The 22,492-nt window shown below is 50.2% G+C and carries 26 protein-coding genes; 19 read left to right on the top strand and 7 right to left on the bottom strand.

Features of this window, described 5'->3' with window-relative positions; genetic code table 11:
* Positions 1-16: 16 nt before the first annotated feature.
* Both HMPREF2560_RS01100 and HMPREF2560_RS01105 read left to right on the top strand, forming a co-directional pair.
* Positions 17-442 carry a hypothetical protein gene (locus tag HMPREF2560_RS01100; protein ID WP_070591441.1) on the top strand — a complete coding sequence of 142 codons (426 nt, stop codon included), beginning with the start codon at positions 17-19 and terminating at the stop codon, positions 440-442.
* Positions 439-882: a hypothetical protein gene (locus HMPREF2560_RS01105; RefSeq protein WP_070591443.1), complete on the top strand. Its 444-nt coding sequence runs from the start codon at positions 439-441 to the stop codon at positions 880-882. The genes HMPREF2560_RS01100 and HMPREF2560_RS01105 overlap by 4 nt, the downstream gene beginning before the upstream one ends.
* 67 nt (positions 883-949) lie before the next feature.
* On the opposite strand, the gene HMPREF2560_RS01110 is transcribed toward HMPREF2560_RS01105, so the two are convergent.
* Genes HMPREF2560_RS01110 through dxs form a run of 3 tightly spaced genes read right to left on the bottom strand, consistent with a single transcriptional unit; the run spans position 950 to position 5,324 of the window.
* A complete protein-coding gene (locus HMPREF2560_RS01110; protein ID WP_070607085.1) occupies positions 950-2,350 on the bottom strand; it encodes an L-serine ammonia-lyase in 1,401 nt (466 codons plus the stop codon).
* A 37-nt stretch (positions 2,351-2,387) separates the two neighbouring features.
* Complete coding sequence (locus HMPREF2560_RS01115) at positions 2,388-3,398, bottom strand: glycosyltransferase family 2 protein (RefSeq protein ID WP_070607087.1); 1,011 nt, start codon at positions 3,396-3,398, stop codon at positions 2,388-2,390.
* Between the two features lie 36 nt (positions 3,399-3,434).
* Entirely contained in the window at positions 3,435-5,324 is a 1,890-nt protein-coding gene (gene dxs, locus HMPREF2560_RS01120) for a 1-deoxy-D-xylulose-5-phosphate synthase (RefSeq protein ID WP_070873650.1), read from the bottom strand.
* Between the two features lie 133 nt (positions 5,325-5,457).
* Between dxs and orn the strand changes: the two genes are divergently transcribed.
* The 6 genes from orn (at position 5,458) to HMPREF2560_RS01150 (ending at position 10,268) form a co-directional block, all read left to right on the top strand.
* Positions 5,458-6,015, top strand: coding sequence for an oligoribonuclease (gene orn, locus HMPREF2560_RS01125; RefSeq protein WP_070873651.1), 558 nt, complete (start codon positions 5,458-5,460; stop codon positions 6,013-6,015).
* A 63-nt stretch (positions 6,016-6,078) separates the two neighbouring features.
* On the top strand, positions 6,079-6,501 hold the full coding sequence (gene queD, locus HMPREF2560_RS01130) for a 6-carboxytetrahydropterin synthase QueD (RefSeq protein WP_003748900.1): 423 nt from the start codon (positions 6,079-6,081) through the stop codon (positions 6,499-6,501).
* A gap of 73 nt (positions 6,502-6,574) precedes the next feature.
* On the top strand, positions 6,575-6,946 hold the full coding sequence (locus HMPREF2560_RS01135) for a DUF1304 domain-containing protein (protein ID WP_004520404.1): 372 nt from the start codon (positions 6,575-6,577) through the stop codon (positions 6,944-6,946).
* Positions 6,947-7,053: 107 nt separating this feature from the next.
* Complete coding sequence (locus HMPREF2560_RS01140; RefSeq protein ID WP_070873652.1) at positions 7,054-7,689, top strand: 7-carboxy-7-deazaguanine synthase QueE; 636 nt, start codon at positions 7,054-7,056, stop codon at positions 7,687-7,689.
* Between the two features lie 332 nt (positions 7,690-8,021).
* Positions 8,022-9,608: an L-lactate permease gene (locus HMPREF2560_RS01145; protein ID WP_070607099.1), complete on the top strand. Its 1,587-nt coding sequence runs from the start codon at positions 8,022-8,024 to the stop codon at positions 9,606-9,608.
* A gap of 297 nt (positions 9,609-9,905) precedes the next feature.
* Positions 9,906-10,268, top strand: a complete 363-nt coding sequence (locus HMPREF2560_RS01150) for an ACP-like domain-containing protein (protein ID WP_004520408.1) — start codon at positions 9,906-9,908, stop codon at positions 10,266-10,268.
* A gap of 153 nt (positions 10,269-10,421) precedes the next feature.
* On the opposite strand, the gene dnaN is transcribed toward HMPREF2560_RS01150, so the two are convergent.
* Positions 10,422-11,525, bottom strand: a complete 1,104-nt coding sequence (gene dnaN / locus HMPREF2560_RS01155; protein ID WP_004520410.1) for a DNA polymerase III subunit beta — start codon at positions 11,523-11,525, stop codon at positions 10,422-10,424.
* Positions 11,526-11,630: 105 nt separating this feature from the next.
* Complete coding sequence (dnaA, locus tag HMPREF2560_RS01160) at positions 11,631-13,199, bottom strand: chromosomal replication initiator protein DnaA (protein WP_070607103.1); 1,569 nt, start codon at positions 13,197-13,199, stop codon at positions 11,631-11,633.
* A 319-nt stretch (positions 13,200-13,518) separates the two neighbouring features.
* Here dnaA and rpmH point away from each other — a divergent pair, with 319 nt between their 5' ends.
* From rpmH to yidC, 4 genes are all read left to right on the top strand, one after another.
* Entirely contained in the window at positions 13,519-13,653 is a 135-nt protein-coding gene (rpmH, locus tag HMPREF2560_RS01165; RefSeq protein ID WP_002214728.1) for a 50S ribosomal protein L34, read from the top strand.
* Positions 13,654-13,655: 2 nt separating this feature from the next.
* On the top strand, positions 13,656-13,997 hold the full coding sequence (gene rnpA / locus HMPREF2560_RS01170) for a ribonuclease P protein component (protein ID WP_003748912.1): 342 nt from the start codon (positions 13,656-13,658) through the stop codon (positions 13,995-13,997).
* Positions 13,994-14,215 carry a membrane protein insertion efficiency factor YidD gene (gene yidD, locus HMPREF2560_RS01175; RefSeq protein WP_003684591.1) on the top strand — a complete coding sequence of 74 codons (222 nt, stop codon included), beginning with the start codon at positions 13,994-13,996 and terminating at the stop codon, positions 14,213-14,215. Before rnpA ends, yidD begins: the two co-directional genes overlap by 4 nt.
* 118 nt (positions 14,216-14,333) lie before the next feature.
* A complete protein-coding gene (yidC, locus tag HMPREF2560_RS01180; RefSeq protein WP_070607106.1) occupies positions 14,334-15,980 on the top strand; it encodes a membrane protein insertase YidC in 1,647 nt (548 codons plus the stop codon).
* Positions 15,981-16,075: 95 nt separating this feature from the next.
* On the opposite strand, the gene HMPREF2560_RS01185 is transcribed toward yidC, so the two are convergent.
* A complete protein-coding gene (locus HMPREF2560_RS01185; protein WP_049328886.1) occupies positions 16,076-16,786 on the bottom strand; it encodes an SAM-dependent methyltransferase in 711 nt (236 codons plus the stop codon).
* 54 nt (positions 16,787-16,840) lie between these two features.
* Entirely contained in the window at positions 16,841-17,431 is a 591-nt protein-coding gene (locus HMPREF2560_RS01190; protein WP_070607389.1) for a Maf family protein, read from the bottom strand.
* A 55-nt stretch (positions 17,432-17,486) separates the two neighbouring features.
* Between HMPREF2560_RS01190 and HMPREF2560_RS01195 the strand changes: the two genes are divergently transcribed.
* The 7 genes from HMPREF2560_RS01195 (at position 17,487) to fabD (ending at position 22,463) form a co-directional block, all read left to right on the top strand.
* Positions 17,487-17,990, top strand: coding sequence for a YceD family protein (locus HMPREF2560_RS01195; RefSeq protein ID WP_070607108.1), 504 nt, complete (start codon positions 17,487-17,489; stop codon positions 17,988-17,990).
* 33 nt (positions 17,991-18,023) lie between these two features.
* Positions 18,024-18,203, top strand: a complete 180-nt coding sequence (gene rpmF / locus HMPREF2560_RS01200; RefSeq protein ID WP_002240035.1) for a 50S ribosomal protein L32 — start codon at positions 18,024-18,026, stop codon at positions 18,201-18,203.
* A 92-nt stretch (positions 18,204-18,295) separates the two neighbouring features.
* Entirely contained in the window at positions 18,296-18,820 is a 525-nt protein-coding gene (locus HMPREF2560_RS01205; protein WP_070607112.1) for a phosphoribosyltransferase, read from the top strand.
* Between the two features lie 122 nt (positions 18,821-18,942).
* The gene (gene plsX, locus HMPREF2560_RS01210; RefSeq protein ID WP_049332639.1) at positions 18,943-20,013 is read left to right on the top strand and encodes a phosphate acyltransferase PlsX; all 1,071 of its coding nucleotides are present in this window, start codon (positions 18,943-18,945) and stop codon (positions 20,011-20,013) included.
* A gap of 152 nt (positions 20,014-20,165) precedes the next feature.
* A complete protein-coding gene (locus tag HMPREF2560_RS01215) occupies positions 20,166-21,128 on the top strand; it encodes a beta-ketoacyl-ACP synthase III (protein WP_070607116.1) in 963 nt (320 codons plus the stop codon).
* A gap of 51 nt (positions 21,129-21,179) precedes the next feature.
* Complete coding sequence (locus tag HMPREF2560_RS01220; protein WP_070607118.1) at positions 21,180-21,527, top strand: DUF1294 domain-containing protein; 348 nt, start codon at positions 21,180-21,182, stop codon at positions 21,525-21,527.
* A gap of 9 nt (positions 21,528-21,536) precedes the next feature.
* On the top strand, positions 21,537-22,463 hold the full coding sequence (gene fabD / locus HMPREF2560_RS01225) for an ACP S-malonyltransferase (RefSeq protein WP_070607121.1): 927 nt from the start codon (positions 21,537-21,539) through the stop codon (positions 22,461-22,463).
* Positions 22,464-22,492: the final 29 nt, after the last annotated feature.

A 22,492-nucleotide genomic window follows, 5' to 3' on the forward strand; every position in this document is an offset into this window, starting at 1 on the left:
TATTGGATGACAAACTATGTTTGAAAACAAAAAAAAGAAAACGCAAACTTCAGAATTGATAGATGATTTGAAAGCTATAAGCAAACATCTTACCATCGATTTTCTAGAAAAACTGGAGCAACTGCAACGCCACCAGCTTCTGTCTTTAAATGATTTTATTGCCATGTTTTCCAAAACATTGGATAACACTATTTTGTCTACAGAAAAAAAGGAATCTTTAGACTATCAAGCCGGTAATATTATTCTTCGCACAACATCAGATAGAAAAATGCAGTTTAAAGCAGATCTCTACTATCAAAATAGTGAAGGTAGCTGGTTTCAAAAACAGATTGAAAGCCCGTTGATGGATATAGATGTTTACTTAAATCAAATGGCTGCCGAGGAGCTGCTTATCGCTCAGGAAATGAAATTTGCTGTAACTAAGCCTGTTACAGAATCATGAAGCTACTTCGCCCAATATTTTACGCAATCATCTTCTTGGGCAGTCTTTCTGTTGCTATCAGTGATGCCAGCCATACATCTTCATGGATTTACTACGGAATTGCCACTCTAGCAGCAGGATATTTCCTGAAATCCCTATTTTCTTGCTTTATTAACAGTACAGAAGACAAACTTAAGAAAACCGAAAATCACGTTGTTCTATACTTCCAACGTCATAAGGTAGGGAGCATACATGATGTTATTATGTTTTTAAAAGAACATAATTGCCTTTACGATGACGATTTAGCCATCAAAACCATCACTGACACTCTACGATATATGCGTACTCAAGGAATAATTCAGCCTTTAACGGATGAAATCAACAACGAAATTAATGAGAATACTGTTTGGCTTTCTACATTTGAAGGGGCTGAAATTCAAAAACAAATTATCAATATCTGATTGTATGAAGGCCGTCTGAAAGTTTTTCAGACGGCCTTTTTTATCGTGCAGATCCCTTACTCTATTGCTAACATTCCACCACGCGCACGGATACAGGTATGGCTTTTTTCTGCAAGGTAATGGCCAAGCCTGCGAGTGAGGTTTCTTTATAGGTTGCCTTCATATCGCGGCCGGTTTGCAACATGGTTTGAATCACTTCATCAAGTGAGACTTTTTTGTCTGTGCCGTCTTCCAAAAGCGCGAGGGTGGCGAGCTTGAGGGCTTTTTCGGCGGCGATGCCGTTGCGCTCGATACAGGGGATTTGCACCAAGCCGCCGACAGGGTCGCAAGTCAGGCCTAAGTGGTGTTCCATGGCCATTTCGGCGGCATTTTCCACTTGTTTCGGTGTACCGCCGATAACTTCGGCGTATGCACCCGCCGCCATGGAACATGCCACGCCGACTTCGCCTTGACAGCCGACGTCCGCACCGGAAATCGACGCATTGGTTTTATACAAAATACCGATGGCACCGGCAGTCAGCAGGAAGTCCTCAACACGCGATTGGTTAGCGTGCGGATTAAATTTGCGGAAATAGTGCAAGACGGCAGGAATAATGCCTGCCGCTCCGTTGGTGGGTGCGGTTACGACACGGCCGCCGGCGGCGTTTTCTTCATTGACCGCCATGGCGTACACCATCGGCCAAAGTTGGGTATTGACGATTTCGCTTTCGCGCAGGACTTTGAGTTTGGCTGCCAACTGCGGCGCACGGCGGCGAACGTTCAAGCCGCCGGGCAACTGTCCTTCCGCACCCAAGCCGCGCTTGATGCAGTTTTCCATCACATCGGCCACGGCGGCCACTCGGCGGCGCACTTCCGCCTCATCACAACCTGCCAACGCCGCTTCATTGGCCAACACGACTTCGGAAATATTTAACTGGTTCAGACGGCATTGTGCCAGCAACTCGTCGCAGTTTTTGTAAGGATATGGCACGTCTGAATTTTCTTGCGCTTCTTGTGCAAACCCTTCGTCTGTTACGATAAAACCGCCGCCGACTGAATAATAGATCTGCTCTTTCAGCTTCTGGCCGTCTGAATGGTAGGCGATAAAGTTCAAACCGTTCGGATGTTTGGGCAACACTTTGTCGCCGCGGATATCCAAATCTTTTTCAGGATTGAAGGCCATTTCACGGCCGTTGAGTTTTAAAACGTGCCGCGTGCGGATGCGTTCCAAGCGTTGGGGGATGTCCGCAAGCGGGATATCGTGCGGCAGGCTGCCTTCCAAACCGAGCAATAATGCGTCGAATGTGCCGTGTCCGATGCCGGTCAAAGCAAGTGAGCCGTACACTTCAATGACAATGCGCGCCACTTGTGTATCCAAGTTTTCGGCATGCAGCAAATCGGCAAAAGCGGCCGCGGCCTTCATCGGGCCGACGGTGTGCGAGCTGGACGGGCCGATGCCGATTTTGAAAATATCAAAGATACTGATCATAAGGTTTTCCTATTATTGTGTGCGCGGGCTGTGTTTTTCAGACGGCCTTAAGGCCTAAAGAGGAATCTTTCGCGCCGCTTGCCAATGCAAGGACCAAATGTCCGACAACCATCAAAGGATCGCCTGCTTCCGGCGAGGTGTATTTCAGCGTCAGCGGTTTTTTACGTAAGGGTTCGTAATGGCTGACTTCACACTGTGAGGCCTCTAAACTTGCAGAACCGGCACGGTATTTGTACGCCAACAGCCGTAAATTGTTCAAGTCCATCTTCATGCCTTTGTCCAGCAATTCGCGCAACTGGTTTTCCCAGGCAATATCGGTACTCCCGTCTTTAATGGCAATCAGGATAGACTTTTCGAGGATTTTTTTGATGTGCTGATTTAAGGAGCGGATTGGGAAATGTCCCAGCCACAACAAATCGGTCTCTGCAAATTGGGCAGAAAACTGCTCGATAAACCAGGAATGTAAACCTCGATAATCCGGCGAATGAAACAGGGTTGATTTAACCTTGTTGCCATCTTTATCTAACATGTAATGGCAGCCGATAATCACGCTGCAAGATTCGGCAGCCCATCTGGGGATAATGACTTTGGGGGTAAAGAGCGTTTCGAGGCGTTGCTCGGTAAATTGAGTGGTGAAATCGGGGTTGTATTGCAACGATGTCGGCAAATAGCCGCGCCAAAGGTACATGCCGATCCTGTTTTCGCCGATGACATCCAAAAGTTGTTCCAGCATGATACGGCTAGGACATGAAATAAATTCGTCCGCATCCAGCGGAAAAACGAAATCTATCGCTTCATCTTTTGCTACAAGCTGCTTCATCAGCTGGTTGACCAATTGCTCATGATTGAACTTGAGTGCTTGATATTGATAGATAAATATCGGCAAACCTTCTTCTTTCAATTGAATCAGGATTTCCCTTGTTCCATCGCTGCTGCCGTGATCGATGATGTGCATTTCATCCATCAGCTCGAGATTATGACGGACAAACGATTCGATAACGTCGTTTTCGTTGCGCACCATGCTGATGCTGATTAGTTTTTTTCCCATAAATTATGCAATGTATTGATAGGTTTTAATCATTTTTCAGACGGCCTTAATCCAGCCGGCAATGCGTTTTTCAATCGCTTCGGCACTCAAACCCAAGTCGTCCAACAGTTTTTTCGGGTCGCCGTGTTCGGTAACTTTGTCTTCTACACCCAACAGCAACACCGGTTTGCAGATGCCGTGTTTCGCCAACACTTCCAACACCGCGCTGCCTGCGCCGCCTTGTTCGGCGTTTTCTTCGGCGGTAACGATGTAATCGTGGCTTCGGGTGAGACGGACGATCAGTTCTTCGTCTATCGGTTTGACAAAGCGCATATCGGCAACGGTCGCGTTCAGCTTGTCGGCAGCGGCCAATGATGGGGCAACCATGCTGCCAAAGGCGATAACGGCAATTTTCTCGCCTTCGCGACGGATGATGCCTTTACCGATTTTAACGGTTTCCAGGCCGTCTGAAACAGTTGCGCCCGTGCCTGTACCGCGCGGATAACGGACGGCGGACGGCGAGTTTGCCTGATAGCAGGTTGAGAGCAGCAGGCGGCATTCGTTTTCGTCGCTGGGTGCGGCAATAATCATGTTCGGAACGCAACGCAAAAAGCTCAAGTCGTATAAACCGGCATGGGTCGGGCCGTCTGCACCAACAATACCTGCACGGTCGATGGTGAACAAAACAGGCAGGTTTTGCAAGGCAACGTCGTGTACCAACTGGTCGTAAGCGCGTTGCAGGAAAGTGGAGTAAATCGCTACGACAGGCTTAATGCCTTCGCATGCCAAACCGCCTGCAAAGGTAACAGCGTGTTGCTCGGCGATACCGACGTCGAAATAGCGGTCGGGGAATTGCTGTTCAAATTCAACCAAGCCGCTGCCCTCGCGCATGGCAGGCGTGATGGCAACCAAACGCTCGTCCGCCGCCGCTTGGTCGCACAGCCATTGACCGAACACTTGCGTATAAGTCGGTTTGGCCGCGGCAGGCTTGACTTCCTGAGCAGGTACTTCGCTCGGCAGCTTAGCGACAGCGTGATATTTGACAGGGTCGTTTTCAGCGAATTTGTAGCCGTTGCCTTTTTTGGTGATGACGTGCAGCAACTGAGGGCCTTTGCGGCCGCGCAAGTCTTTTAATACATCGACCAGATTTTCAACGTTGTGGCCGTCCACCGGGCCTGTGTAACGGAAACCGAAGTTTTCAAACAGAGACAGCGACTGTTTGGCGTGCTCCGCTTCGCCTGCCAAGGTTTTGATTTTGTTTTCGACTTTTTGGGCAAGCTCCATCGCACCGGGCAATTTATCCAATACTTTGCTCGATTGGGCTTTGATGGTGCTCAACAGGCCGTGCATATCGCGCACGACGTTGCTGGCAAGGTATTTCGGCAGCGCGCCGACATTGGGGGAAATCGACATTTCGTTGTCGTTGAGGATGACCAGCAAATCAACATCCATATCGCCTGCGCAGTTCAGGGCTTCAAATGCCTGACCCGCCGTCATGGCTCCGTCGCCGATGATGGCGACGCTGCGGCGGTTGTTGCCCAACTGTTTGTCCGCAACGGCCATGCCCAATGCCGCGCCGATGGATGTGGAAGAATGCCCCACACCGAACGCGTCGTATTCCGACTCGCTGCGTTTCGGAAAACCCGCCAAACCGCCGTATTGGCGCATGGTGTGCATTTGATTTTTGCGGCCGGTTAGGATTTTGTGCGGATAGCTTTGATGGCCGACATCCCAGACCAGATGGTCTTCGGGCGTGTCGTACACATAATGCAGTGCCACCGTCAGCTCGACCGCGCCCAAGTTACTGGCGAAATGGCCGCCCGTCTTACCGACGGAATCCAACAGAAATTCGCGCAATTCGGCGGCGACTTGCGGCAGCTGTTTTTTCTCCAGACGGCGCAAATCCTGAGGCGTATCGATAATATCGAGCAAAGGGCTTGGGTTCATGATTTTTGGCGGTGATTTTTTGTGTAACGGACGATTATATCAAGAGATTGCACAACTTGTTACAAATGCTTTCAGACGGCCCGAACCTTTATCCTTTATAATACTGCCAACTGAAAACACAAGGCCGTCTGAAATGACCCAAAACGCAAACAATCTCTGCTGGCTCGATATGGAAATGACCGGCCTCAACCCGGAACACGACCGCATTATCGAAGTCGCCATGATCATTACCGATTCCGATTTGAACGTACTGGCGCAGTCGGACGTTTACGTCATCCATCAAAGCGACGAGTTGCTCGACGGCATGGACGAGTGGAACACCGCCACCCACGGCCGCACCGGCCTGACCCAACGCGTGCGCGAATCCAAACTGACCGAAGCCGAAGTCGAGCAAAACCTGTTGGACTTCATGTCCGCATGGATACCCGAGAAATCCACGCCCATGTGCGGCAACTCCATCCATCAAGACCGCCGCTTCATGGTCAAATACATGCCGCGTTTGGAAACCTATTTCCACTACCGCAACTTAGACGTATCCACGCTGAAAGAATTGGCCAAACGCTGGAATCCGGCCGTTGCCAAAAGCGTGGTCAAACGCGGTTCGCACAAGGCATTGGACGACATCCTCGAAAGTATCGAAGAAATGCGCCATTATCGCGAGCATTTCCTCAAACTCCCTTCCGAACAATAATCCCAAGGCCGTCTGAAACAGGTTTTACACCGTTCAGACGGCCTGATCGGCTTCCCTCATCTCATGAAAATCACCAAAATCTTTACCTTCGATTCCTCTCACATGCTCGACGGGCATGACGGCAAGTGCCAAAACCTGCATGGCCACACCTACAAACTCGAAATCACCGTCTCCGCGCCCGTTATCCAAGGCGGCGCAAAAGACGGCATGGTGATGGACTTTACCGACCTGAAAGCCATCGTCAAACAACACATTACCGACCCGTTCGACCATGCCTTCATCTATCACGGCAACAACGAACGCGAAAGCCAAATCGCCGCGCTTTTGGAAGGCTGGAACATGAAAACCCTGCGCCTGCCCTGCCGCACCACCGCCGAAAACATGAGCGTAGAAATGTATGGCCGTCTGAAAAACGCCGGTGTCAAAGTGTGCAGCGTGAAACTATGGGAAACGCCGACTTCGTGTGCGGAATATGAAGGGGAATAAACCGGCATTTTGTATTTTTCAGACGGCCTGTTCCCCAAACACACCCATCCGCTAAACATCAAAAGGAATCTTCATGAAAATCATCTCCACCCTCCTCGTCCTCTTCGTCGCTGTCGAACACTTCTACATCGCCTGGCTCGAAATGACGCAAATCCCAAGCGAAAAAGCGTCAGAGCTGTTCAACATGCCTTACGAATTTATGGAACAAAAACGCGTACAAACCCTGTTTTCCAACCAAGGCCTGTACAACGGCTTCCTCGCCATCGGCTTGGTATGGGCGCGCTTTGCCGCACCCGACAACGCGGTTTACGGCGCGACCATCCTGTTCCTCGGCTTCGTCCTCATCGCCGCCGCATGGGGCGCGTTTTCATCCGGCAACAAAAGCATTTTGCTCAAACAAGGCTTGCCGGCATTTTTGGCCGCAGCAGCCGTCATTGCCGCTTAAGCACACCCAGCCATTCTTTCCTATTGAACTGACAGAAAGAATGGCTGCCTCAACCGATTTCTCAAAACGCTTCACCACAACGATTCAATCCCACACACCCGACATTCATGACCATTCACATCACGCCGAACAATCCCCAATACCGCATTGTCGAAATCTTTGAAAGCCTGCAAGGCGAAGGCTGGAATACAGGCATGCCCGCCGTTTTCATCCGCCTGGGCAAATGCAATCTCGCGTGCAACTGGTGCGATACCGACTACCTCAAATTCGGCATGATGAGCCTGTCCGATATTTTAGGCCGTCTGAAAACCTACACGGCGCGCAACATCATCATTACCGGCGGCGAACCCACCATCCAACCGCATTTGGATACCCTGCTCAACACACTCAAAGCCGAAGGCTATTTTCTGTGTATCGAAACAAACGGCCTCAACCCCGCGCCACCGCAAATCGACTACGTTGCCACCAGCCCTAAAGCTTGCTATGCCGCCAAATATGAATCCGGCTGCATCGAGAAAGCCGACGAAGTGCGCATTGTTGCCGACGGCGATGTCATCGCATTTTGTCAAGAGATGGAACGCAAAATCCGCGCCCAACATTACTACCTCTCGCCTTGTGAGCAAGACGGTGTGATGAATATCTACGACACCATCCGCCAAATCGGCGTATTAAACAGCCGACCAGACGCCCCCGTCCATTGGCAACTAAGCGTACAGACACATAAATGGGCAGGAATAGAATAATTCGTTTGAAATCAATTAAAAACAAAACCTTTACAAAATATTGAATGTAAATACCTTTCGATATTCGACCAAATGCACTACTGGCAATGCTCTCAGGCCGTCTGAAAACCCAATTTCAGACGGCCTTTTTTGTTACAAACCTCTTGACCGATTACATAAGATTACGTAAAGTGTGCAACAGTTTTCATAAATTGGTAAAACCAATTTACCTGATAACTGATTGCATCTAAAAAGGTGGCAATCCTTATTCGAAAAACATCTATTACTCAACACATCGCATCAAACCGCCATTGATTGACGGTTATGGTGCTTGTTGCCCCGAGGATATTCCTATGGCTCTCTTTCTCAGCATTTTCCCCATCATCCTGCTGATTTGGCTGATGATTAAGAAAAACAGTATGCCGTCTTACATTGCGCTGCCAATTACCGCTGCGCTGATTTACGTCATCAAACTGTTTTATTTCGGCGACAACGCCATGTTGCTCAATGCAACGGCAGCATCAGGCCTCGTTTCTACCCTGACCCCGATTACCGTGATTTTCGGTGCCATTATGTTCAACCGCATGATGGAAACCACCGGCTGTATCGACGTCATCCGCAAATGGCTGGCTACCATCAGCCCGAATCCGATTGCCCAGTTGATGATCATCGGCTGGTCTTTCGCCTTTATGATTGAAGGTGCGTCCGGTTTCGGTACGCCTGCCGCCATTGCCGCGCCAATCCTGATGAGCTTGGGCTTCAATCCGTTGAAAGTAGCCATCTTCGCTTTGGTGATGAACTCCGTGCCTGTTTCCTTCGGTGCAGTAGGTACCCCGACTTGGTTCGGCTTCGCACCTTTGGGCTTGGATCAAAAGAGCATTATGGAAATCGGTATGCAAACCGGTGTAATGCACTTCTTTGCAGGTTTCATCATCCCTGTTATCGGCTTGAGCTTCATCGTACCTTGGGCTGAAATCCGCAAAAATTTGGGCTTCATCGGTATCGCCGTATTCTCCTGTACCCTTCCTTACGTTGCATTGGCGATGGTCAATGAAGAATTCCCATCTCTGGTTGCCGGCGCAATCGGCCTGATGGTGTCCGTATTCGCCGCAAACCGCGGCTGGGGCTTGAGCAAAGATTACGCCAAAGACCCGAATGCAGAAAAAGTACCTTTCGCACAAGTTGCCAAAGCACTGGCTCCTTTGGGCATGCTGATCGGTATGCTGGTGGTCACCCGTATCAAACAGCTGGGCATCAAAGGCCTGCTGACCAGCAAAGAAGAATGGTTCAGCTTCCAACTGCCGTTTGATTTGTCCAAAATCACCGTCAGCGACTCCCTGACCATCACCTTCGGCAACATCTTCGGCCAAGGCGTAAACGCTTCCTACCAAACCCTCTACGTTCCGGCCTGGATTCCGTTTGTCTTCACCGTTTGGATTTGCATCCTGCTGTACAAAACCAAATTCAAAGATGCATGGTCTTTCTACGCTGCAACCTTCAACCAAACCAAAAAACCTCTGCTTGCCCTGATGGGTGCGTTGATTATGGTTCAACTGATGATGGTTGGCGGCGATGACTCCATGGTGAAAATCATCGGTAAAGAATTTGCAGCGATGGCAGGCGAACACTGGGTGTACTTCTCCCCATACTTGGGCGCAATCGGTGCATTCTTCTCCGGCTCCAACACTGTATCCAACCTGACTTTTGGTCCGATTCAACAACAAATCGCGCTTGATACCGGCCTGTCCGTTACCCTCATCCTCGCCCTGCAATCTGTCGGCGGCGCAATGGGCAACATGGTCTGCATCAACAACATCATCGCCGTGTGCAGCGTATTGAACGTGAACAACGCCGAAGGTGCCATCATTAAGAAAACTGTCATCCCAATGACCATCTACGGCATCATCGCCGTGACTGTGGCTGCAATTTTCTTCTTGTAAACCGCTTCATATCAAAGGCCGTCTGAATATTCAGACGGCCTTTTTTGTATTCTTTCGCTATATTTCTTAAAGAATCATTAATGTATATATTCCGCAACAACCCACATAACCACTTTGCAACACCAAATTACAAACAACTTTCTATTAATAAACAATCAGGTAATCATAAGTAAACACTGTTTTGCAATTTACCTAATTGCCACTACCGACAAAACGCCTAAAATACGCTTCATCTGCAAACGGAAATCCTTTCTCACTTTGCAAGATAACACACAACCCTCATATGGAGCTTAGATCATGAAATTACTTTCTGTTATCACTGCAGCCGCATTGGCTACTGTTTCCTTCTCTGCTGCCGCTGCACCTGCCGGCTTCGTTTCTTACCGTTGTGACGGTGGCAAATCACTGAACGTGATGTACGGCTTTGACCGTAGCGGCCGTGCAGTTACTGCTGACGTAAACGCCGGTGGCAAAAAAGCCTCTTTGGTTGTCGACAAAAAACGTTCTGACAGCACTGGCACTACTTTCACCAACCGTAAAGGCTATGTAATGTCTGCCGGTTTCATCGACAAAAACACCCACACTACTTCTGAAGTAGTTGGCGTGAACGCCCCTAACGGCTCATTCCTGGTGAAAAACTGCGAACCACGTCCACGTTAATCCCAGTTTTCCTATTTAACCGAATCATCCCGGTTTAATCAAAAGGCCGTCTGAAAAACAATTTTCAGACGGCCTTTTGATCCAAGCCTATAAAAAAGAGCGTGTACCGTACACGCTCTTTTTGTTTGTTCACATACTAATTAAATACGCTAATTAAATACGCATCGGCATCACGATGTATTTGAAATTCGGATTGTTCGGCACAGTAAACAGCGTTGAACGGTTGGCATCGCCGAAAGCAAGCTGCATATCGTCGGAGTGGATATTACGCAACACATCCATCAGGTAGCCGATGTTGAAACCGACTTCGAGTTCTCCGCCTTGGTAAGCGATTTCCAGCTCTTCGCGCGCTTCTTCCTGCTCGTTGTTGCTACATACGACACTCAGCAAACCTGGTTGCAAGAACAGTCGCGCGCCGCGGAATTTTTCATTGGCAAGAATGGCAGCACGTTCGAGCGCACCCAAAAGCTGAGTACGGGATACGAGGAAAATCTTGTCGTTATCCAAAGGAATCACGCGGTTAAAGTCAGGGAACTTGCCGTCGATGACTTTGCTGACAATAGTCGTGCCATTGCATTGGAAGCGTACTTGATTGTCCAAAAGCTCAACGGTAATGGACTCGGACGGATTGTTCAACAGCTTGAAGAGTTCCAATACCGTTTTGCGCGGCAGGATTACTTCCGTTTTCGGCAGTTCTGCTTCAATTTGGCTGGCCGCATAAGCAAGGCGGTGGCCGTCGGTTGCAACAAGGCGCAGTTGGTTACCCTCAACCTGCATCAGTAAGCCGTTGAGGTAATAGCGGATATCTTGAACCGCCATGCTGTATTGCACTTGCGAAAGCATGGTTTTGAAGGTTTCTTGAGTCAGCGAGAAAGTCGCGCTGACGTCGCTGCCGACATTCATCAACGGAAAGTCTTCGGCCGGCAGGGTTTGCAGGGCAAAACGGGATTTTCCCGCGCGCAGAGTCAAACGGTTGTCTGCCCAATCCAGTGACACCAGCGCACTGTCAGGCAGGGCGCGCAGGATGTCTTGGAATTTTTTAGCGTTGGTCGTAATGCGGAAATCGCCTGCCTGACTTTCAGGGCCGGCGGTATTGATTTGGATTTCCAAGTCGGTTGCCAAAAGTTTGGTTTGTCCGTCTTTACTTTCCAGCAACACATTGGACAAAATCGGCAGAGTATGGCGACGTTCGACAATACCGGTAACGGCTTGCAACGGCTTGAGCAGACTGTCGCGATCGGCTTGTAAAATCAGCATGTTCCATTCCTTTGAATTTGAAATCGGTTGATTTGGGTATTTTAAAATATTTTTTGTTTTCAGACGGCCTCATATTGACATCAGGCCGTCTGAAATTGCATTGGGTCAGTTCTGAATCAAAATCAGCAGTTTTTCGTAGTCTTGCGCCAATTCGGGATCTTCTTCGCGCAGTTTTGCCACCGCTTTGACACCGTGCATCACAGTCGTGTGGTCGCGGCCGCCAAAGGCATCACCGATAGAAGGCAGGCTGAGCGTGGTCAACTCTTTGGTCAGGCTCATTGCAACTTGGCGCGGACGGGCAATGTTACGCGTGCGTTTTTTGCCCAATATATCGCTGATTTTAATACGGTAGTATTTGGCTGTCGCATCGATGATGATGTCGGCGGTAATGACTTTGTGTTTCTCGGCAATAATATCCTGCAAAGCCGTACGCGCCAAATCCATGTCGATGACAGGACGGTTCATAAACCGGCTGCTGGCGCTGACACGGTTGAACGCGCCTTCCAGCTCACGCACATTGGAGCGGATCAGATTGGCGATAAACAGAGCGGCTTCGTCTTCGATACTGATACCGGCCGCTTCTGCCTTTTTCTGCAAAATCGCCACGCGCATTTCCAATTCGGGCGGTTCGAGTTCCAAAGTCAAACCCCATGAGAAACGGGATTTGAGACGGTCGTCCATGCCTTCGATTTTGGCAGGCAATACGTCGCAAGTGAGGATAAGCTGTTTTTTCTCGTTGTGGAAATGGTTGTACAGATAGAAGAACTCTTCCATCGTACGGTCTTTGCCTTTGATGAACTGGATATCATCGATAATCAGCAGGTCATATTGTTTGTATTGTTGCTTGAACACATCATAAGTGTTGTTGCGCACAGCCTTCATAAAGCTGCGGATATAGTCGTCCGAGTGCATATAGCGCACTTTGGCATCAGGACGGTTTTTCAGCAATTCGTTGCCGATGGCTTGCACCAAGTGGGTTTTACCCAAACCGGTACTGCCGTATAAGAAAAACGGGTTGTAGCCCTGCCCCGGATTTTCAGCAATCGCTTGGGCGGCTGCGGCGGCAAGGCGGTTGCCCTTACCTTCCACCAAGGTTTCAAATGTATAGTCACGCGACAGATTGGTCTGTTCGTAGCGCGCTTCTTCCGCATCGTGTTGCGCGTCGGTTTTGGCTTTGGCAACTGCTTTAGACTCAGCCGGAGCAGCAGTTTGCACTTGAGGCTCATGCGGCAGGTTTTTCATGCGCTGCGCCAAAATCTCGGCAGCCGTCATGGCAGCAGCAGGCTTGGAAACCGTTTCAGACGGCCTATCTTCTTCCATTGCCGCAGCAGTTTGCAAAGGCATTTGAACAGGCTCTACACATTCTTCAACTTCAATGACTTCTTGCACTTGCACCGGCGCAACAGCCTGAGCCGCCATTTCATAATGCGTACCTACGCCCGGCTTAAACGCGAAAGCAGCCTGCTGAGGCACCAATTCGGCACGCACGGCGTCAATCTTGGCGGCAAACTGGCTTTTGAGCATATTGCAGGCAAATTGGTTTTTACCATACACCACCCATACGCCGTTTTCTTCACCCACGGTCAAAGGCGCAATCCATTGCGCAAACTGCCCGGCAGGCAACATTTCGTGAAGGCGGCAAAGGCACAGCGGCCAAAATTCAGCTAACGTCATGAGATTAAGCTCGGAAAATGGAAGATTTGGGAAATACAAGAAGGCGGAGCAGACAGGCAATCCAATAAAAATCAGATTTTTATGACACGCCCGCTGCTTTCAGACGGCCTTGCGCACAGAGAAAAGCAAGGTTGGGCGATTATACCCATTCCGCTCTTTTTTATCCACAACCGCCGCAAAATTTTATCCACAAATTCTATCAATGCATCAAACCCGTTGTCACACTTTGGCCAACGAAAAGTTTTTATATTGATTGACAAAAGCAGCAAATTGGAGTGTAATTCACGGTTTAATTATCTACCAATTTTTAGGAAACATCATGAAACGCACTTATCAACCTTCCGTTACCAAACGCAAACGCACCCACGGCTTCTTGGTTCGCTCTAAAACCCGCGGTGGTCGCGCAGTATTGGCTGCTCGTCGTGCCAAAGGCCGCAAACGCCTGGCTGTATAATTTTGAATTACGGCTTCTCGAAGCAGTATCGCTTATTAAAAACGGATGATTTTTCATCCGTTTTTGCGTTGAAAAACCGACGCAGCCGCGATTTGCTGCAAGTCTCCCAGTCCGCAGACAATGCGCTCGGCCATCCGCGCCTTGGTTTGGTCGTCAGCAAAAAGACCGCCAAACGCGCCCATGACCGCAATTATATGAAGCGCGTCATCCGCGACTGGTTCAGGCTGAATCAACACCAGCTGCCGCCACATGATTTTGTTGTGCGCGTGCGTCAGGCGTTTAATCGGGAAACTGCTCCGGAAGCCCGAAACCAACTTGCCCAGCTGATGAAAAAACGCCGATGAATACCCTGCTTTCCAAGCTCTTCCTTGCACTCATCCGCTTTTACCAATACTGCATCAGCCCCCTCATTCCACCGCGCTGCCGCTATACCCCGACCTGTTCACAATATGCAGTCGAAGCCGTCAAAAAATACGGCGCATTCAAAGGCGGATGGCTGGCAATCAAACGCATCGCACGATGCCATCCTTTCGGCGGACACGGTCATGACCCTGTTCCATAATGCTGCTGTCAACCATTTAAAGAACACGATTTCCTTTAATTTCCCGTCGGTTTCTATATAATGCCGTCTGAAGCAGTTTTCATCTCGATTACCTATCCGTCAATTCCAGGAATCTCTTATGGATTTTAAAAGACTAATGGCGTTTTTTGCCATTTCAGTGGCAATCTTTGCCGGCTGGGAACATTTTTTCCCCAGCCCCAAACCTAATCCGGCGCAACAAGCTGCGCAACAGCAAACGGCCGCCGCTCCGGCAAAAGCCGTTGCCGAAGCCGCACTTGCCCCGGCCTCTCCCATTACCGTTACCACAGACACGGTTAAAGCCGTCATCGATGAGAAAAGCGGCGACCTGCGTCAGCTGACCCTCTTGCAATACAAAGCAACCGGCGACGAACACAAACCTTTCGTCCTGTTTAACGACGGCAAAGACTACACCTACGTTGCCCAATCCGAGCTTTTGGACGCACAAGGCAACAACGTTCTGAAAGGCGTCAACTTTACTGCTCCGCAAAAACAATACAGTTTGGAAGGTGACAAAGTTGAAGTCCGCCTGAGCGCACCTGAAACCAACGGCCTGAAAATCGACAAAGTTTATACTTTTACCAAAGGCAGCTACTTGGTTAACGTCCGCTTTGACATTACCAACAGCAACGGCCAACCCGTTAACCTGAGCGCAGACTACCGCATCGTCCGCGACCACAGCGAACCTGAAGGCCAAGGCTACTTCACCCGCTCTTATGTCGGCCCGGTGGTTTACACTCCTGAAGGCGGCTTCCAAAAAGTCAGCTTCTCTGATTTGGACGACGATGCCAAATCCGGCAAACCCGAAGCCGAATACATCCGCAAAACTCCGACCGGCTGGCTCGGCATGATTGAACACCACTTCATGTCCACTTGGATTTTGCAGCCTAAAGACGGCCAAAGCGTATGCTCTGCAGGCGAATGCAACATCGACATCAAACGTCGCGGCGACAACCTGTACAGCGCAAGCGTCAGCGTGCCTTTAGCCGCCATCCAAGCCGGCGCAAAAGCCGAAACTGCCATCAACCTGTATGCCGGTCCGCAAACCACTTCCGTTATCGCCAACATCGCCGACAAACTGCAACTGGCCAAAGACTACGGCAAAGTACACTGGTTCGCCTCCCCGCTCTTCTGGCTCTTGAACCAACTGCACAACATCATCGGCAACTGGGGTTGGGCAATCATCGTTTTGACCATCATCGTCAAAGCCGTACTGTACCCATTGACCAACGCCTCTTACCGCTCTATGGCAAAAATGCGTGCCGCCGCACCTAAATTGCAAGCCATCAAAGAGAAATACGGCGATGACCGCATGGCGCAACAACAAGCCATGATGCAGCTTTACAAAGACGAGAAAATCAATCCGCTGGGCGGCTGTCTGCCTATGTTGTTGCAAATCCCCGTCTTCATCGGCCTATACTGGGCATTGTTCGCCTCCGTAGAATTGCGCCAAGCGCCATGGTTGGGTTGGATTACCGACTTGAGCCGTCCGGATCCTTTCTACATCCTGCCTTTGATTATGGCGGTAACCATGTTTGCACAAACTTATCTGAATCCGCCGTCAACCGACCCTATGCAGGCGAAAATGATGAAAATCATGCCTTTGGTTTTCTCCATCATGTTCTTCTTCTTCCCTGCCGGCTTGGTTCTGTACTGGGTAGTCAACAACCTCTTGACCATCGCCCAACAATGGCACATCAACCGCAGCATCGAAAAACAACGCACCCAAGGCGAAGTCGTTTCTTGATAAAAGCTTAGGCAACACAAAGGCCGTCTGTTGTTCAGACGGCCTTTTTTTATTTCCTCAAACTAATATAGTTTGAAATTGAACCCAATCCAGTTTTACGCGGCATGCAACACAAAAATAGTCGGGCGTTTTTTCAAATTCGGCATTTCTTTTCTTTTTCGCCACTGCGCAATCGTCTGGCTGATGATTTCCTGTGTCGGCAAGGTCAAGTCCGTAGCCACGCACAAGCGCGTTTCAGGATGCAGGTTTTCCACCGCATCAGCCAACAACGCATCGTTGCGATACGGCGTTTCGATAAACAGCTGCGTTTCATTTTGCTGGCGTGAACGTTGCTCCAAAGCCTTCAAACTCTGAATGCGCTCATTTTTTTCAGACGGCAGATAACCCTTAAACGCAAAGTTCTGCCCATTCGCACCCGAAGCCATCAGTGCCAGCAACAAACTGGAAGGGCCGACCAAAGGCCGTACTTCAAAACCGTGTTTATGCGCCAATGCCACCAAATTCGCGCCCGGATCGGCAACAGCCGGGCAACCTGCCTCGCTGACAATGCCCATACTGCGCCCTTCTTGCAAAGGTTTCAGCAATTCCGGTAAAGTCTTCAAATCCGTGTGTTCATTCAGCGTTTGCAAATTCAGCTCGCGGATAGGCGTAGTCACGCCCAAATGTTTCAAATGCGCACGCGCTGTTTTTTCCGCTTCCACGACAAAATCCGTCAGCCCGACAATCGCCTGTTGTTCATGCGGCAACAGGCATGGCGTATCAGGCGCACCCAAAGGGGTAGGAATCAAATACAAAATCGGTTTCATTCTTCCAGCTCCAAAAAATCTCAGGCCGTCTGAACACATTCAGACGGCCTCAAACTATAAAACTTCCACACCTTCGTTTTTCAAAAAATCAATCAGACGGAAAATTGGAAGGCCGATTAAAGCATTCGGATCCGTACTTTCAATCCGCTCCAACAAAGCGGCGCCCAAACCCTCGCTCTTCGCCGCACCGGCACAATAAACCGCATCCGGCTCGCGTTCCAAATATCGGCTGATTTGTCCCTGCGTCAACTGTCGCATGGCAACCACCGTATGATCGATATGATGCTGAACCTTGCCCGTAGCAGTATTCAAAAGCACGATTGCGCTGTAAAATTCAATCCGTTTTCCACTCAAGTCCGCCAGCATCTGTTGTGCATTTGCGACGTTCATCGGCTTGCCCAACTGCCGTCCTTCGCACCATGCGACTTGGTCTGCGCCGATAATCAGCGTGGCAGGAAAAGTTGCCTCCAATGAACGGGCTTTGCCTTCCGCCAAACGCAACGCCGTCTCGCCTGCATGCTCGCCCTCAATAGGCGTTTCATCAAAATCAGGCGATGCCGTCTGAAAATCGATACCCAAACGGCGAAGCTGTCCGCAGCGGAAAACCGAACTCGACCCTAAAACCAAAGGCAGTTTTACTTCCATATTTTTACTTAAAAACATTGACGTTAGACTGCCGAAATTATATCATACTCCGTTTATGTCATACCCTAATTTGATTGACCCAGAAGTTTTCGCCGCCGAAGGGCAGAATCTGCAAGGCAGCTTCCTGCTCGAAGAATTGGATGAACGAGTCAGTTCGCACGATTATCCGGCCGACAAACAGACACGCGTGTCGTTTACGCTGCAAGGCGGTCGCGACCGGCTGCAACGTCTGTTTCTCGATTTAAACGTCAAAGCCGACATGCCCCTGATTTGCCAGCGTTGCATTACGCCCATGCCGTTTCTACTCGATGAAACCAGCCGTATCGTCCTGTTTGCCGATGAAGAGAGTTTGGACGAAGCCATGCTTGCCGATGAAGAATTGGAAGGCATGCTGCTCGAAGAAGAGCTTGACGTGCGGACTCTGGTTGAAGACCAAATCCTGATGTCGCTCCCTTTCTCCCCTCGACACGAAGACTGCGGCAACAATGGAACACTGGACGAAGTCAATCGGGACAAACCAAACCCCTTCGCTGTTTTAGCAGGTTTGAAAAGCAGTTAATTAGGACACAGTTTATTTATCTAGGAGCTTGAAATGGCCGTTCAACAAAACAAAAAATCCCCTTCTAAACGCGGTATGCACCGTTCACACGACGCTCTGACTGCGCCTTCTCTGTCTGTTGACAGCGCAACCGGCGAAGTACATCGTCCACACCACATTTCTCCAAACGGTATGTACCGTGGCCGTAAAGTGGTAAAAGCTAAAGGCGAATAATCCGTTCGTCTGACTGAAAAAGCCAGAATATTGCCATGCAATGACTGGCTTTTTTGCATTGCACCCTGTATTTTCCTCTTCGGAAGCACACCATGAAACGTAAAATCTGGTACACCTACGACGACATCCACCGCGTAATCAAAGGATTGGCGGAAAAAATCCAAAACTCCGGCACTAAATACGATGCCATGATTGCCATTGGCGGCGGCGGTTTTATCCCTGCCCGCATGTTGCGCTGCTTCTTGGAAATTCCAATTTACGCCGTCACCACAGCCTACTACGACAGCGATAACGAAGGTCAAGTGACCGAGGAAGTAAAAAAAGTCCAATGGCTTGATCCCGTTCCAGATGCCCTGAAAGGCAAAAACGTACTGGTTGTTGACGAAGTGGACGACAGCCGCGTTACCATGGAGTTCTGCCTGAACGAATTGTTGAAAGAAGATTTCGGCACTGTCGGCGTGGCAGTATTGCATGAAAAAATCAAAGCCAAAGTCGGTAAAATTCCTGAAGGTGTCCCTTATTTCAGCGGCATTACCGTTGAAGACTGGTGGATCAACTATCCTTGGGACGCGCTGGACATCGACGAACACAACAAATTGGCCGCGCAAAACCAATAAATCTGGTACGACCATCGCAACAAGCCTTTTCATCTGATTTTCCATTCAATCTCCTGAAAATCGGATGAGTGTGCTTTTCCGATTGTTTGAGGCCGTCTGAAACACACAAACCGGAGAACAACATGATTACACTGGCCGTAGATGCCATGGGCGGAGATGCAGGCCTTGCGATTACCGTCCCCGGTGCAGTGGATTTCCTGAAACAGCAATCCGACGTACATCTGATTATGGTCGGAGATGAAGCAGCAGTCCGCCAAGCATTAAGCTCGGCAGGCGCGCCTATGGACCGCATTACCGTCTGCCATGCAGCGCAAGTCGTTGAAATGGATGAAGCGCCTCAATCTGCGCTGAAAAATAAAAAAGAATCATCCATGCGCATCGCCATCAACCAAGTCAAAGAAGGCAACGCGCAAGCCGCCGTATCGGCAGGCAATACCGGCGCACTGATGGCGACCGCCCGATTCGTCCTCAAAACCATTCCCGGCATTGAGCGCCCTGCCATCGCCAAATTCCTGCCATCCGACAGCGAACACGTTACTTTGGCTTTGGATTTGGGCGCCAACGTTGACTGTACGCCCGAACAACTGGTTCAATTTGCCATCATCGGCAGCGAGCTGGTACACGCGCTGCACCCTGAAAAAGGCAGCCCGCGTGTCGCCCTTTTGAACGTCGGCACAGAAGACATCAAGGGTACGGATGCCGTCAAACAAACCTTTAAACTGTTGAGCAGCAGCAAACTCAACTTTATCGGCAATATCGAAAGCAACAGCGTTTTGTATGGCGAAGCCGATGTCGTTGTCGCAGACGGATTTGTCGGCAACGTTATGCTCAAAACCATTGAAGGTGCGGTTAAATTCATGAGCGGCGCCATCCGACGCGAATTCCAAAGCACCCTGTTCAACAAACTTGCCGCCATTGCCGCCCTGCCCGCACTCAAAGGTTTGAAAGGCAAATTGGACCCGCGCAAATTTAACGGTGCCATCCTTCTTGGTTTACGCGGTATTGTGATTAAGAGCCACGGTGGAACCGACGAAGTCGGCTTCCGTTATGCTTTGGAAGAAGCCTATCACGAAGCCAAATCTGCCGGCCTCGCTCAAATCGAACAAGGCGTAGCCACCCAGTTGGCTGCTTTGGAAGCCGCCAAAGCAGCAGCTGAACTGGAAGAAACCGCTACTCCAACAACGGAAGCTTAAGGCTGATATATACAGGCCGTCTGAAACTCCAAAATGTTCAGACGGCCTGTTTTTATCTTTAATCACCGACTTCATTCTTAATATTGGGAATTTTCCCATTTTCGCTTACAATACCCGACTATCTGAATCAACTCTCTAAAAAGGCCGTTCTCATGCAATATGCCAAAATTTCCGGTACAGGCAGCTACCTTCCTGCCAACCGCGTCAGCAATGACGACCTTGCCAAAAAAGTGGACACTTCCGACGAGTGGATTACCACGCGTACAGGTATCAAATTTCGCCATATTGCAGACGACAGCGAAAAAACCAGCGACTTGGCCGCCGAGTCAGCACGCCGCGCCTTGGCAGATGCCGATTTGCAGGCTGACGATATCGATCTGATTATCGTCGCCACAGCCACTCCCGATATGCAGTTCCCTTCTACGGCAACCATCGTGCAGCAAAAATTAGGCATAACCAACGGCTGCCCTGCCTTTGACGTCCAAGCCGTGTGCGCCGGTTTTATGTATGCCATGACCACTGCCAATGCCTATATCAAAAGCGACATGGCGAAAAACGCTTTGGTGATCGGCGCGGAAACCTTCAGCCGCATCGTCGATTGGAACGACCGCACCACCTGCGTCCTCTTTGGTGACGGTGCTGGTGCGGTTGTCTTAAGCGCATCTGACGAACCGGGCATCATCCACAGCAAACTCAAAGCCGACGGCAACTACCTCAACCTTTTGAACGTCCCCGGACAAATCGCCAACGGCCAAATTTGCGGTTCGCCCTACATCAGCATGGACGGTCCCGGCGTATTCAAGTTTGCCGTCAAAATGCTGTCCAAAATCGCAGATGACGTTATCGAAGAAGCCGGTTACACCACCGATCAAATCGATTGGCTTGTGCCGCACCAAGCTAATAAGCGCATTATCGACTCTACCGCCAAACACTTGGGCTTGAGCATGGATAAAGTGATCTTAACCGTCCAAGACCACGGCAACACTTCCGCAGCCTCCATTCCACTGGCACTGGATGTCGGTATTAAAAACGGCCAAATCAAACGCGGACAAAACCTCTTGCTCGAAGGTATCGGCGGCGGTTTTGCCTGGGGTGCAGTTTTGGTGAAATACTAACGATTGGGCCGTCTGAACATCCCTTTCAGACGGCCTATTCTGCTAAAACCCATGAAATCCCTAACGTTTGCATTCTGCATCAGCAGCCTGTTTTTAAGCATAACGGCTGTAATATTGCCCAAACTGGCAATCGCCTATCTCGCACTGAGTGCATACGTTTTCCTGCTTTACTACCGAGACAAACAGCGCGCACGCAACCACGGCAGGCGCATACCCGAAGCAAAATTGCATCTGCTCAACCTGCTTGGTGGCTGGCCGGGCGGTTATTGCGGCAGCCTCGCATTCAGGCACAAAACCAGCAAACTCAGTTTTGTCCGCACCTTCCGGCTGACCACCGTAACCAATACTGTCGCCACCCTCCTTCTGCTGGCAGATACCCTCAAACATTCAAACCAATAAGGAATTACCATGTCTTTCGCATTCTTCTTCCCCGGACAAGGCTCACAAAGCCTAGGCATGATGAACGGCTTTGCCGAGCAAGCCATCGTTAAAGCCACATTTGACGAAGCTTCCGCCGTATTGGGTCAAGACCTGTGGGCAATGATTAACGGCGAAGATGCCGAATTAATCGGACAAACCGTCAACACCCAGCCCATCATGCTGGCTGCCGGCATTGCCACCTACCGCGCCTACTTGGAAGCCGGCGGTAAAATCCCTACCGTCGTTGCAGGCCACAGCCTCGGCGAATACACCGCCCTCGTCGCTGCCGGTGCATTGGATTTCGCAGACGCGGTCAAACTCGTCCGCCTGCGCGCCGAACTCATGCAATCTGCCGTACCGCAAGGCGTAGGCGCAATGGCCGCTATTTTGGGTTTGGAAGACGAACAAGTGAAAGCCATTTGTGCCGAAGCTGCACAAGGCGAAGTCGTTGAAGCCGTCAACTTCAACTCCCCAGGCCAAGTCGTGATTGCCGGCAATACAGTCGCAGTCGAACGCGCCATGGCTGCCGCCAAAGAAGCCGGAGCCAAACGCGCCCTGCCGCTGCCCGTTTCTGTTCCCTCTCACTGCAGCCTCATGAAGCCTGCAGCGGAAAAACTTGCCGAAGCATTGAAAGACATCACCATCAAACAACCGCAAATCCGCGTCATCCATAACGCCGATGTTGCCTCTTACGATGATGCCGACAAAATCAAAGATGCCTTGGTACGCCAACTGTACAGCCCGGTGCGCTGGACAGAAACCGTCAACGCGCTTGTTTCCGAAGGCATCACCGAATCCGCCGAATGCGGCCCCGGCAAAGTCCTCGCAGGCCTCGCCAAACGCATCAACAAAGAAGCCGCGTGCAGCGCATTGACCAATGCCGACCAAGTGACTGCATTTATCGAAGCCCACTAAAATGTTTTCAGACGGCCTATCCTGTCAGG

It is taken from the genome of Neisseria sp. HMSC078H04, assembly GCF_001838135.1.
Lineage (GTDB): Bacteria > Pseudomonadota > Gammaproteobacteria > Burkholderiales > Neisseriaceae > Neisseria.